The 13,253-nt window shown below is 46.2% G+C and carries 10 protein-coding genes; 8 read left to right on the forward strand and 2 right to left on the reverse strand.

Annotation, left to right across the window (positions count from 1 at the left end; translation table 11 throughout):
- The first annotated feature begins 50 nt into the window (after positions 1-50).
- A complete protein-coding gene (locus tag LCM00_RS07435) occupies positions 51-518 on the forward strand; it encodes a helix-turn-helix transcriptional regulator (protein ID WP_224899612.1) in 468 nt (155 codons plus the stop codon).
- A 93-nt stretch (positions 519-611) separates the two neighbouring features.
- Here the strand turns inward: LCM00_RS07435 and LCM00_RS07440 are convergent, their stop codons facing one another.
- Positions 612-1,127: a universal stress protein gene (locus tag LCM00_RS07440; protein ID WP_224899615.1), complete on the reverse strand. Its 516-nt coding sequence runs from the start codon at positions 1,125-1,127 to the stop codon at positions 612-614.
- A 266-nt stretch (positions 1,128-1,393) separates the two neighbouring features.
- On the opposite strand from LCM00_RS07440, the gene LCM00_RS07445 reads away from it, so the two are divergent.
- Entirely contained in the window at positions 1,394-3,490 is a 2,097-nt protein-coding gene (locus tag LCM00_RS07445) for a transglycosylase domain-containing protein (protein ID WP_224899618.1), read from the forward strand.
- A 129-nt stretch (positions 3,491-3,619) separates the two neighbouring features.
- Here the strand turns inward: LCM00_RS07445 and LCM00_RS07450 are convergent, their stop codons facing one another.
- Positions 3,620-3,931 (reverse strand): HPr family phosphocarrier protein, encoded by a 312-nt coding sequence (locus LCM00_RS07450; protein ID WP_224899621.1) that lies wholly within the window; start codon positions 3,929-3,931, stop codon positions 3,620-3,622.
- A gap of 246 nt (positions 3,932-4,177) precedes the next feature.
- Here LCM00_RS07450 and iadA point away from each other — a divergent pair, with 246 nt between their 5' ends.
- The 6 genes from iadA to LCM00_RS07480 all read left to right on the forward strand — a co-directional run bounded on the left by iadA (position 4,178) and on the right by LCM00_RS07480 (position 13,194).
- On the forward strand, positions 4,178-5,350 hold the full coding sequence (gene iadA, locus LCM00_RS07455) for a beta-aspartyl-peptidase (RefSeq protein ID WP_224899624.1): 1,173 nt from the start codon (positions 4,178-4,180) through the stop codon (positions 5,348-5,350).
- Positions 5,351-5,548: 198 nt separating this feature from the next.
- Positions 5,549-7,489, forward strand: coding sequence for a PTS mannitol transporter subunit IICBA (locus LCM00_RS07460; protein WP_224899627.1), 1,941 nt, complete (start codon positions 5,549-5,551; stop codon positions 7,487-7,489).
- A gap of 96 nt (positions 7,490-7,585) precedes the next feature.
- On the forward strand, positions 7,586-9,664 hold the full coding sequence (locus LCM00_RS07465) for a BglG family transcription antiterminator (protein WP_224899630.1): 2,079 nt from the start codon (positions 7,586-7,588) through the stop codon (positions 9,662-9,664).
- A gap of 5 nt (positions 9,665-9,669) precedes the next feature.
- Positions 9,670-10,812, forward strand: coding sequence for a mannitol-1-phosphate 5-dehydrogenase (locus LCM00_RS07470; RefSeq protein ID WP_224899633.1), 1,143 nt, complete (start codon positions 9,670-9,672; stop codon positions 10,810-10,812).
- Between the two features lie 160 nt (positions 10,813-10,972).
- A complete protein-coding gene (locus tag LCM00_RS07475) occupies positions 10,973-12,250 on the forward strand; it encodes an MFS transporter (RefSeq protein WP_224899635.1) in 1,278 nt (425 codons plus the stop codon).
- 578 nt (positions 12,251-12,828) lie between these two features.
- A complete protein-coding gene (locus LCM00_RS07480; protein WP_224899638.1) occupies positions 12,829-13,194 on the forward strand; it encodes a cupin domain-containing protein in 366 nt (121 codons plus the stop codon).
- Positions 13,195-13,253 lie beyond the last annotated feature (59 nt).

Consider the following 13,253-nt stretch of genomic DNA (forward strand, 5'->3'; position numbering starts at 1 on the left):
AATGTGTTAGAATTGGTGTAATATTACACTGGAAAAGGGTGGCGCGAATATTGACACGAGAAGAAATTATAATGAAGGTTTCAGAAAAGCTCCGCCTCATTCGTACAGAGGCAGGCTACACCCAGGATAAGATGGCGGATATCATCGGAATCTCAAAAAAAACACTGGTTCAGATTGAAAAGGGCAGAGCTTATGCAGGCTGGTCTACAGTAGTGGCTGTCTGTGCCCTGTTCCGTGAAACTGAAACCGTGCAATTCCTGTTTGGGAACGAACCGCTTGAAGTGCTCGAAACCATCGCAAGGGAAGGTATTGATTATCGTAAAGAAAAGACCCTTGGAGGGAAAATATGGTGGAGAGAGGTCGAGAGAAAAGGAAGATATGTTCTACAGCAGAATATCATCAGCCAGCATTTCCGGATAATAGATGAAGACCTGTACAGGATTTACAGCAGCTTTGATGAAGAGATATCAAAAGAACGTTTTTTCGAAATTGCGAGAGGGGCAGATGCGGACAAGTAAGCTCGTGACCCGGGAGAGGATCTGTGCATGGAGAGAGAAAGAAAAACGCTAAGATACTGGGTATCTTAGCGTTTTTGTATGAGCGTGGATTTATTACTTTGCGATCAGCACAGGGCATGGCGCCTGTTTGGCGATATTGCTGCTGACGCTTCCCAGGAACATCTGCTTCAGCCCGCCTTTACCGGAGTTTCCGACAATGATCAGATCGGCTCCTTCTGCCGAGGCGTAATCACAGATGCTTTCTGCCGGGCTGCCGTCAAGTGAATCATATTTTACCTGGATATTATGGGGTTCAAGCTCCTGTTTGGCTTTATAGAATGCGTCATCCACACTGTTTGAGATAATGGCGTGTGTTGGAGGATTGGGGTCATCATGCCTGATTGACATAGGCGGAATCTGGATCCCTTCCAGCATATATCCGTTTGTTCTTACCGGCTCCACCATTTTTTCATTATCAGTCATGACGTTTTCTACCTTTTCATCATAGACATTTGCTACCAGTACATGTGCTTCCGGATTCCCTTTTGCCATCTGAACGGCGAGCTGGAGTGCCCTATTGCTGCCTTCTGTATCATCATATCCGACTACAATCCGATTGAACTGATTCATTGTCATCATCCTTTCTTAATAGGAGATTTGTGATTATTTTCTATTTACCCATATTTCCGATAAAAGAATCCTGCCTGTTTTAGCTGCATCAAAATTTTGTACCCCTATAAAAGGGAGAAAACTTTCGGATTATATAAAAGTACCCAAACTGCAATTAAGGATAATTATGGTTTATATCCCATCATTTTAGAGTAAAAGTCTTTAAGAAAATTGTTTACAGTATGATAAGAAGTCACCAAGACAGTTTCAATAAAGGTTGTGATTAAATGAGCAATACAAGAGAAGGCAGAAGTAAACAAAATCGTATTTATAGACTAAAACGTATTTTACAGATCGTCCTTTTATTTTTTTCTACATCGATCCTCGGCTTCCTTAGTTTCTTTTATTTTCAGGGCAAGGACGCGGATATCAGCAATCTGGAGGATGGGATGTCGCTGCCAACAGTCATCTACGATTACAGCGGGGAAGAGGCAAGCAAAATATCAGCAAGCAAAAATGAAGGCCTCCGTGCCGACCAGATGCCTGACAGCCTGAAAAATGCCGTAGTCGCAATCGAAGATAAAAGATTTTATGAGCACAGCGGCATCGACTACAAAGGGATTATGAGAGCGCTGTTCACTAATATCAAGGCTGGCGGTGTAGTCGAAGGCGGGAGCACCATTACACAGCAGCTGACGAAGAATGCACTGCTCACCCATGAAAAAACATACAAGCGGAAAATGGAAGAGTTTTTCCTGGCAAGGGAAATTGATAAGAAATATTCAAAGGAAGAAATCCTTCAGATGTATTTGAATCAGATTTATTTTGGAGAAGGGGCATGGGGCGTCAAAAATGCAGCCCTTAAATACTTTGGCAAAGATGCCGAAGATCTGACCATAAGCGAGTCGGCCATTCTGGCGGGAATCATCAAGGCCCCTTCGGCCCTGAATCCAATCGGCCATCCCGAAGAGGCGGTAGAACGGAGGGATACTGTCCTGCTGCAAATGAAGGAGCAGAATTATATTACTGCCAGTGAATATGAACAAGCCAAGGCAGAGCCGCTTGCTCTCAACGACAAGGGAGGCGATCCATTGAAAGGGAAGTTTCCTTATTATGTCGATCATGTCCTGGATGAAGCAATCGAATTATATGGGCTGACACAGGACGAATTATTGACAGAGGGATACAGGATCTATACTGAGCTTGATCCTGATATGCAGGCAGCAGCAGAAGAAATCTACCAAAGGGACGATCTTTTCCCGCAAGGAAAAGAGGACCAGATCGTTCAGAGCGGTGCTGTACTGGTGGATCCTGAATCAGGCGGTGTCCGGGCTTTGGTCGGCGGACGCGGCGAGCATGTCTTCAGGGGCTTTAACCGGGCCACCCAGCTGAAGCGCCAGCCAGGCTCAGCAATGAAGCCTTTGGCTGCCTATGCACCTGCCCTGGAAGAGGGCTGGAAGGCAACAGATGAGGTAAAAGATGAGAAAATGAGCTTTGGCGGCTATGAACCAGGCAACTACAATGGCCAGTACCGCGGGCAGGTGCCAATGTATGAGGCCGTCAAAGATTCGCTTAATCTTCCAGCGGTTTGGCTACTTAATGAAATCGGGATTGAAGCGGGTATTGAAGCATCCAAGCGGTTTGGAATTCCTCTGGAGGAGAGCGACAGAGACCTGGGGATTGCTCTTGGAGGATTGTCATCAGGTGTGTCACCGCTGGAAATGGCCGGCGCTTATGCGGCATTTGCCAATGATGGTGTAAGGGAAGAGGCCCATGCAATCATAAAGATTGAAGACGCTCAAGGAAATGTAGTGGCTGAACGGAAAGATAAGGCGGTGCAGGCAGTCTCTAAAGAATCTGCAGAACAGATGACAACCATGCTATTAGGGGTTGTCGAGCAGGGAACCGGGAAGGCCGCAGGCATACCTGGAAGAGAAACTGCAGGGAAGACTGGTTCGACTCAGGTGCCGATTGAAGGAATAGACGGCGTAAAGGATCAATGGTTCACCGGCTATACGCCTCAGCTTGCCGGTGCTGTATGGGTCGGTTATGACCATACAGATGAAAACCACTATTTAACAACAACAAGCAGTGAAGGCGCCGCCCCAATCTTCCGTGAGCTGATGGAGGCTGCCCTTGAAGGGAAAGATGCTGAATCATTCAATGTTCCGCATATATCTTATTATATTGAACAAAAAGAGAAAGAAGAAAGATGGAAGAGGGCCAGAGAATGGGAGGAGAACTTAAGGAAGGAAGCCGAGAAGTGGCAGGAAAAGCTGCGCGAAGAAAAAGGGAAATGGGAAGACCGCTTAAAGGGCAGGGATAAGGAAAAAGAGAAAGAGAAAGAGAAAGAAAAAAAGAAAGACAAAAAGCATGAAGAATAAAAAAAGAGCCGGAGGGCTCTTTTTTTTGCTGTCTTAGAACAGCCAGCTTACAAGTGCGCCAATTACAACGATGGCGCCGATTATCATAAGAATCGTCCGGATCATTTGGGTTCACTGCCTTTCTGGGAATTAAACGGTTTCTGTTAGTAACGGCTGTTCAGCTTTTTTGAGGGCTGATACACGATTTGCGCATGTTTCCTTGATTTTGGCGAGATGTTTCTTTGCCTGTACCCCTTCCACAATCACTTTAATGGATGTATTCGCTTTTTGGGTAAGCAGGAAGGAAACCAGCTTCGGCATATTGGATGCATCCACAGACTTTTGATTGCAATAGATGATTGTGTTGCCTTTATATTGCTTAGCTGCCTGATAGATTTCAAGCATATCTTTCATTGTAAAATGGCTATCGAGGTTAATGTTTGTTGAGATGATTTCTTTCATGATGGTTCAGTTCTCCTTTATAGTATTATTTATAGTTTTTGTTTGTTTTCTTATCGTTTATTGTTACTTGAGATTTACCCCGGACCCCGAAGTCTAAACATGTCAAAATGATGACAGAGCTTCTCTATTTTTCCAATAGAAGCTGCTGTATAAGGCATAAGGTTTGCCGGCTGGTAAAGATAGGATTAAGATAAATGCATAATCATTCTGAATAATGAGGCATTTATGGCGGAGGGGGATAAGAGGTTGCTGACTCTGATTAGAAACGGGAATGTATATGCACCTGATTATATAGGAAAGAAAGATATACTTCTTACAGGAAATAAAATTGGCTATATAAAGGATCATATCGATCTGCCTGAAGGCTTTGCAGAAATCAGGATAATAGAGGCAGAGGGGAAGCTGGTAGTACCCGGCTTCATTGATGCCCACGTCCATATCATTGGGGGAGGCGGCGAGGGCGGCTACCGGACAAGGACTCCTGAGCTGCAGCTGACCGATGCCACTCTGGCAGGCATTACCACCATTGTGGGCGTAATCGGAACAGATGCTACCACAAGGACGATGCCCAGCCTGATTGCCAAGGCAAGGGCGCTGGAGGAAGAAGGAATCACCTGCTATGTGCAGACAGGCTCGTATCAGGTGCCGGTAAAGACACTCACAGGTAAAATTGAAGATGATATTATTCTGATTGATAAAATAATCGGGGCAGGGGAAATTGCCATCAGCGATCACCGTTCTTCCCAGCCTACCGTGGAGGAGCTCGCCAAAATAGCATCTGCAGCCCGGATAGGAGGAATGCTTTCTGGCAAAGCCGGGATCGTTAACATCCATGTCGGGGACAGCTATGACCACTTGAAGCTGATCGAAGAAGTGGTGGAAAAGACTGATATTCCGCTCCGCCAGTTTTACCCGACTCATATCAACCGCAATCCCCATCTCTTTGAGGAGGGCCTCCGATATGCCAAAAGGGGAGGCTATGTTGATTTTACAACCAGCTCCATTCCAAAGTTCCAGGAGGAAGGGGAGGTTAAATGCAGCACAGGATTGAAAAGGATGCTTGACGCAGGGGTCGGAATATCACAGATCACATTTACTTCTGACGCCCAGGGCAGCCTGCCGGATTTCAATGAGGCAGGAGAGCTGATTGGAATGAAGGTTGGTAAGGTATCCTCTTTATATAGTGAAGTCCGTGACAGCATCCTTCTCGAAGATATTCCGCTAGACCAGGCAATCAGGGTCATAACCAAAAACCCTGCTGATATTTTAAAGCTGCCTCATAAAGGGGCGATTGAAGCAGGAAGGGATGCAGACCTGGTTATACTGGATCCGGACAATTATCAGATTGATATCGTCATAGCGATGGGCCGGACCATGGTGGAAGGCGGAAAAGCCATTGTGAAAGGGACTTTCGAATAAAAATATGAGAGCAGACTGAGGATTTTCATTCAGTCTGCTCTTTCTGCTGCAGGGTGTAAGAATAACTGGCCTTTTTTGAGAAACAATAGGTTTGTCACAATAGTTTGCGACAAAGTTAGTTTTCTTCTTTATTGAACCCTGCCCCCCTGTCATTTACCATAGATAAGTAAATACTACAGATAGAAGGGAAGAGTGCAAATGGCTCAGCCTAATATAAAAATAGCTGTACAAAAATTCGGTAACTTCCTGAGCTCCATGGTTATGCCGAATATCGGTGCGTTTATCGCCTGGGGACTGATAACTGCACTATTCATACCATCAGGGTTCTGGCCAAATGAAAGCCTTGCCAAAATGGTCGACCCAATGATTACTTATCTTCTTCCGCTGCTGATTGGTTATACGGGCGGAAAACTGATCCATGACCAGCGCGGAGCTGTAGTCGGTGCCATTGCCACTATGGGTGTCATCGTCGGCTCTGATATTCCAATGTTCCTCGGTGCCATGATCGTCGGCCCGATCGCCGGTTATGCAATCAAGCTTTTTGACAGAGCCATCGAAGGCAAAATCAAGGCCGGCTTTGAAATGCTTGTCAATAACTTCTCTGCCGGAATCATTGGCGGAGTGCTCGCGATTCTGGCATTTGCGGGTGTCGGGCCTGCAGTCGATGTATTCACAGGCTGGCTGGTCAGCGGGGTGGAGTGGCTTGTAGAAACAAATCTGCTGCCTTTAACAAGCATCCTGATTGAACCTGCCAAAATTCTATTCCTTAACAATGCAATCAACCACGGAGTTCTCACTCCGATTGGAACGGAACAGATCAAGCAGACAGGCCAGTCTATCCTGCTTCTGCTGGAAGCCAATCCTGGACCTGGTATCGGTGTGCTTCTTGCCTACATCTTCTTTGGAAGAGGAAACGCAAAGCAATCTGCACCTGGAGCTGCACTTATCCATTTCTTTGGGGGAATACATGAAATTTACTTCCCTTACATCCTGATGCGTCCGCTTTTATTCATCGCGGTCATCCTTGGCGGAATGAGCGGCGTGTTCACACTTGTCCTGCTTGGCGGCGGATTGTTCGCGCCAGCTTCACCGGGAAGCATCCTGGCAATCACGGCAGTGACGCCTCACCATGCGAGTGCCTATATTGCCAACTTTGCAGCTGTCCTTGTAGCCGGCGCTGTATCATTCATCGCTTCTGCCTTTATTTTAAAAACAGGCAAGCAGTCAGATGAAAATATAGAAGCTGCTGCACAAAAGATGCAGGAAATGAAAGGCAAGAAAAGCTCAGTTGCTTCTTCATTCACAGCAACAGAAGGCAAGCTTCCGGAACATGTGAGCAAAATTGTTTTCGCCTGTGATGCCGGAATGGGCTCAAGCGCCATGGGGGCTTCGCTTCTCCGTAAAAAGGTGAAGGCCGCTGGTCTTAATGATGTGAGTGTAACCAATACGGCAATCAGCAATATTCCTGCTGATGCACAGGTAGTCATTACACAGGAAGAATTGACGCCAAGGGCAAAAAATAAAATCCCTGGCGCCTATCATGTGTCAGTGGACAATTTCCTTTCAAGCCCTGAATACGATAATCTGATCAGCAAGCTGAAAGGTTCTGCAGAAGAAGAATTAATTGAGGTCGCTGAAGATGCGGAAGCGGAAGCAATGGGTGAATCACCTGCAGAAGAACGAAAGGATGCGCCTGCAGCTGAATCAGTGGAAAACAATGATCTGCTGCTTGAAAAATACGTATTCCTTAACCAGAAATTTAATAATAAAGATGAAGCCATCCGCTTTGCCGGAAGAGCGCTTGTCGACGGCGGCTATGTTCGTGAAAATTATATTGAAGCCATGATCGAGCGCGATGAAATGACTTCAACTTATATGGGCAATGATGTTGCCATCCCTCACGGCACAGAGGCTGCTAAACAGGAAGTCATCAAATCCGGATTTACGGTCATCCAGGTTCCGGAAGGAGTCGACTTTAACGGCGAAAAGGTCCGTTTGATCTTCGGTATTGCCGGTAAAGATGGCACCCATCTTGAGATATTGTCTTCCATTGCCGTCACTTGCTCGGAGATGGAAAACATCGAAAAAATGGTCCAGGCAAAAACAGCTAAAGAGTTAATGGATATCCTCAACGGGTAAGGACCGGTAAAGTCATGCAGAAAGGCACAGCTTGTGCCTTTTTGCGCTTTTGTTTTTTGGCAGAAAAGAATCTGGTTCCAGATAGGGCTGATATAGATGTTTATTACCTCAAGGGAGAAAAGCATCATAGAACTGATCATAAAGACGGCCGGCAAGCATACGGCCCTGACACTTGCTTCCTACTTAAACGTTAGCGCCAGGACTGTCCACCGGGACCTTGCATCTGTTGCAAAGGTTCTTCGGCAGTTCGGGCTCGAGCTTGGGCGGACGCCTGATGAAGGGCTCGTGATTTCCGGGCGGAATGAGGACGTTTTCCGGATTGTGCAGACAATGGCGGAAACCATTCCGACAGACCAGACTCCCCAGGAAAGGAAACTGCTGATTCTTTTGGAGCTCCTTAAAGGGGAACCTTTTAAACTACAGCCGGCGGCAAAGGAAGTCGGCATCAGTGTAACAACCTATACCGCATACCTCGATGAACTGGCTGGCTGGCTCGAAAGCTACCGGCTCTCTGTCAGAAGGAAAAGAGGGGTAGGGGTTGAGCTGTCCGGCAAAGAATCGGATATAAGAAAGGCGCTGGCCGATTATTATTTGATCTATTTTAATGAAGAGCTGATAGAAAGCCTGTTTCTCCTTGATGCAGGAAGCTGGAACAAGCCCAGGGTGCTCTTTTATTTCCGGTCAAAGTTCCTTTATGCAGCCGACCGCCTTGCCGGCAGAAGAATCAATAAGGGGCAGTCAAGATTGGCTGACAGCGACTATATCGGCATCCTGGTTCATTTATGCATCTCTCTTCAAAGAACCGAAGGCGGCTTCTTTATTGAGGACGACCTCATCGAACCTCCGGAGATCCAGGAGGAAGCAAATCTGATTGCCAGCCTGGGCAATGAGCTCGCGGATGAATTTTCCGTCAGCCTTGCTGAACAGGATATCCGTTTTCTTGCTATCGTACTGAAAGGATCCAAATTGCGGGCACCTGATTCCGTCCACTATGACAGTGTGATGATCGGACAGTCTGTCAAAAATATCATCCAGCATGTATCTGCCCAGCTGAATGCAGATTTAACAGGAGACTTCTCACTATTCCAGGGCCTGCTCGCCCATATGGAAACATCAATATTCAGGATCAGGCAGAATATGGGGATGCATAATCCATTGACAGAAGACATCAAGAAGAAGTATCCAGCCCTTTTTCTCGCCGTTAAAAACAGCCTTCAACAGGAGTTCCGTGACATATCTTTTCCCGATGATGAGGCTGCATTTATTGCCCTTCACTTCGGATCTGTCCTGCTGCTCAGGGAAGAACAGCTTTCAGTCCACGCACTCATCATCTGCCCGACAGGAATCGGAACCTCCAAAATGCTGGCCAGCAGGATCAAAAAAGAATTGCCGGAAATCCAGTCTGTCGAAATTTCCTCTATCAAGGAAATACAGCAAACCGATCTGAACAGCTACGATATAATTTTTTCAACAGTAAGATTGCCTTACACAGATTTGGAGTACATCCTCGTCAATCCGCTCCTGGAAGAGGAGGATATACTGGCAGCAAAGGGCTTTCTGCAAAAACACATAGGGGAGCTGGCAGCCAGCCGCACCTTTTCGCCCGAAAGCAGTTATCCAAAGCAAAAAAAACGGGGCATCGGTCTAGGGCAAATGCTGTCTGACCTTGGTGATGTTCAAAACAGTATCAAAGAAATCCTCCGCAATTTCAGGTTTTACTTTTTTCCTGAAGCGGCTGACCATGAGGAAGTGGTTTCCCGAATGGTACATAGTGCAAAAGAACAGGGAAGCCTTTCCGAAAGCGGTAAGGTCATCACCCGTTTAAGGGAACGGGAGAAATTGGGCGGGCTGGGCATACCGAAAACTGGGCTGGCTCTTTTCCATTGCCGCCAAGAATCAGTAAAAGAGCTGATTTTCCAAGTGTCACGGCTCGGCCGCCCAGTCCAGCTGAAAGGGATGGATGGCAGGATGATGGAGGCGGATAATCTGCTCCTTATGCTTGCGCCTGAAAGCTTAAGCCCAAGGCAGCAGGAAATCGTCAGCCTGATCAGCACCAGCCTGATTGAAAATGATGAAGCGATGCTGATATTTTCTTCAGGCAGTGAGGAAGCTATAAAGAAGAGACTGGAAGAAATTTTTCTCGACTATATCCAAAACCAATTGATAAAGGGATGATAACTATGAAAAAAGCAGTACATTTTGGTGCAGGGAATATCGGCCGCGGCTTTATAGGCGCCCTGTTCTCTAAATCAGGATATCAAGTAACTTTTGTTGATATTGCAGAAGAAATCATCAATCTATTGAATGAACAAGGCGAATATAAAGTCAACCTGGCAGCAGAAAATGGTTCATCAGAGAAGGTCAGCTCTGTGTCCGGACTCAATAATATGACACAGGAAAGCCAGGTCATTGAAGCCATCGGTGAGGCTGAGTATCTTACAACAGCGATTGGCCCGAATATCCTGCCCCGCATTGCCCCTCTCATTGCCAAGGGCATTACTGAAAGAGTTAAAAAGACTGATGAAAAGCTGTATATCATTGCCTGCGAAAACCAGATTTCAGCTACCGACCTGCTGAAAGGCTATATCCTTGAAAATCTGGATGAGGAAACGGCAGGAAAGCTGGAAGGCCGTGTATTCTTCTTTAATTCAGCTGTAGACCGGATTGTTCCGATCCAGAATAACCAAGGGTCCCTTGATGTGCTGGTTGAGCCTTACTATGAGTGGGTTGTCGAAGCACCAACAGATATCCCCGCTGTAGAAGGAATGAAAATCGTTCCGGACCTTGCTCCTTTTATTGAAAGAAAACTATTTACCGTCAATACGGGCCATGCCGTCATCGCCTACCTTGGCTACCTTGCAGGCAAGGAAACTATTGATGAAGCCCTGAAGGATGAAGCTGTGTACAAACAGGCTGAAGCGACGCTGAAGGAAACTGGCGCATATCTTGTAAAGGAATATGGGCTTGATGCAGAAGAGCATGCGCAGTATATCAAGAAAATCATCGGCCGTTTCCAGAACGGTTTCCTGAACGACGGTGTAACAAGGGTAGGGCGTTCACCGATAAGGAAGCTCGGGCCAAATGACAGGCTTGTCCGTCCTGCAGAACAGGCAATGAAGGCAGGTTTGCCGTTCGAAAATCTTGCCAAGGCCATTGCTGCGGCCCTGCATTTCGACTTCCGGGGAGATGAGGAAGCCGTTAAAATCCAGGAGATGCTGAAAGAGCACGGGCCATTATATGTGCTCAAGGAAGTCAGCGGGCTGGAGGAAGACAATCTTATTGCAAAAGAAGCTGCCCGCCAGTATGAGCAGATGAAAAAATAATAGTGCTAGAACACTCATGCGCCGTTCCTGTGAACGGCGTTTTTATTTGGCTTAGGGTTCCTCCGTCTTGAGGAGGAGCAAGAAACCATCAGAAGGCGCTTATCTCTTTCCGGAAAACGCATTATGATTAAAGCAATTAATCGGAATCGAGGGAGCTTAAATGAAAAAATTCAAAGAAATCTTCCAGAATAAGAATTATGCCAGATTATTTTTTGCCAACTTCACCTCACAGATGGGAAGCACCATAGGCTTGACTGCCTTCATGTTCTACTTGCTGGACCGTTTTTCAGATCAGCCTGTATATGCCTCAATTACAGAGCTTATGTACAGCCTTCCTACGCTCGCGGTATTTTTCCTTGTCGGGGTTTTTGCAGACAGGATGGACCGGCAGAAGATTGCCTATTATTGTGACTGGATCACTGCCGCACTGTCAGTGGCATTGATCGGGACAATCCTGATAGGCTGGATGCCTTTAATTTTCTTTGTATTGTTCCTGAGGAGCGCTGTGCAGAAGTTCTTTTTCCCGGCCGAGCATGCGATGGTCCAGGGGATATTGAAAGAAGATGACTATACGGCTGCAGCCGGCTTGAACCAGCTGATCATGAGTCTTTTCATGCTGTTTGGGAATGGCCTTGGCATTTTGGCCTACTGGACAGTGGGCGTTTACGGGGCCATCCTGGTAGATGCTGTCACATTCGGGCTCAGTGCCCTTTTGATCAGATCATGCCGCATTGCAGAAGAGGTCCGCCTTCCTAATGGAAAGCACACATTGAAGGACCTCAATCTTAATCTTGTATTTAAGGATTTCAAAGTGGGGATGAAGTGTATATTGAACAATAAGCTGCTGTCAGCACTGCTTGTTGGTTTCTTCGTTTTCGGTGTTGTGAACGGCGGCTTCAGCGTTATGCCGGTTTTTATGCTGAAATACAGGCTTGCGCCTGAAACATATGAAGAATTATCGGTTGTCATTGGAATGGTTTTCGGAGGGGGCATCCTGCTCGGCAGCTTCATCGCCACCTTGCTTTCCCAGAAAATGAAGCTTTATCAGATGATCATTGCCGGAATCACCATTACAGGGGCCTTTGTGATTGCCGCTTCTTTTGCAGAATCGATCATCCTGTTTATGGTATTGATTTTCCTGACATCCCTCGGCCTGCCTCTTGTTAATATCGCTATCGGCGGCTGGATGCCAAGCATTATTGATCCAAAAATGATGGGAAGGGTCCAAGGGTGGATCAGCCCGCTGATGATGCTGTCACAATCAATTACTCTCGGTTTCATCGCCTGCAGTTTCCCGGCGATCCTGAAGGTAGAAATGCTTTATTGGCTTGTAGGGGGATGCCTGATACTGGTCGGCCTGTTTTACACAGCTGTGCTGCCTAAATACAGCCGGACAGAAGAAGGATTGGAAAAGGCGGCTGCTGAGACGGCGATTTAATGGGGAGCTTTTCGTAAAGATTGCTGCTTATAATTATAACAACCTTTAATGATATTTGATAAAGAGAGGCTTAATTCTTATTTGAGTGACTAGCTAGCATTAAAATAAGGGGAGATTCTCCGTTTAGGCTCATGAAAATGGCACGGTTGGGTACAAATAAGCGGAGAATTTCCGGTTAAGCGGAGCGAAGTTGCCCATTTTCCTTTTTTTTTAGCCGATAGAAGGAATTTCTCCGTCTATTTGAGCTAATTATAGTGTTTTTTTGAAATTAGGGGGAATTCCTGCGCTTATTTTTCAGCCTGTCACTGCTTTCGTCATTCAGGTCCGGTTAGTTCCGCTTTTTATGGCTGGGCAGGAATTGCTCACAAATAAGGATAGCAAAATAGCAACAGTCAACGGGTAAAGAGCCTTTAATTAAGAAGCGGACACTGCCCAGAGTCCGCTTCTTTTATGATTTTGCCGCCAATTAGCAAGGAGTTTGGAAGGATTATCAGCTCTTCATCTAGAAGCATAGGAAATGGGATTCTTTTGCATATGATCGATGCTGCAAAACGCAATTAAAAATAAGGGAGAGTACAATGAAATATTCACCAATCAATTTTCAAGAGAAGTTTTCAAAGTTCGCTGACCATTGGTCACCTAAAGTCATTGCTGAAATGAATGATTATCAATTTAAGCTTGTTAAAGTAAAAGGGGACTTTGTATGGCATAAGCATGATGACACGGACGAAGTTTTTATCGTTCTGGTAGGCAGGCTGACCATTGAGTTCCGCGACGGAAAAGTGGAGCTGGGAGAAGGGGAGCTGTTTGTTATCCCAAAAAATGTTGAACATAAGCCTTATGCCGAGAATGAATGCAAAATCATGCTTGTGGAGCCGAGAGGGGTTGTAAATACCGGGCAGGAAAGAACTGATCAGACAGCAGAGAATGATGTTTGGATTTGAGTTGACAAAATCAGGCTGTATCCCGCCGTCTGCTGATATAGAAATTTCCTGGCTATGAA

Source organism: Bacillus infantis (genome assembly GCF_020171945.1).
GTDB classification, from domain to species: Bacteria; Bacillota; Bacilli; order Bacillales; family Cytobacillaceae; genus Bacillus_AB; species Bacillus_AB infantis_A.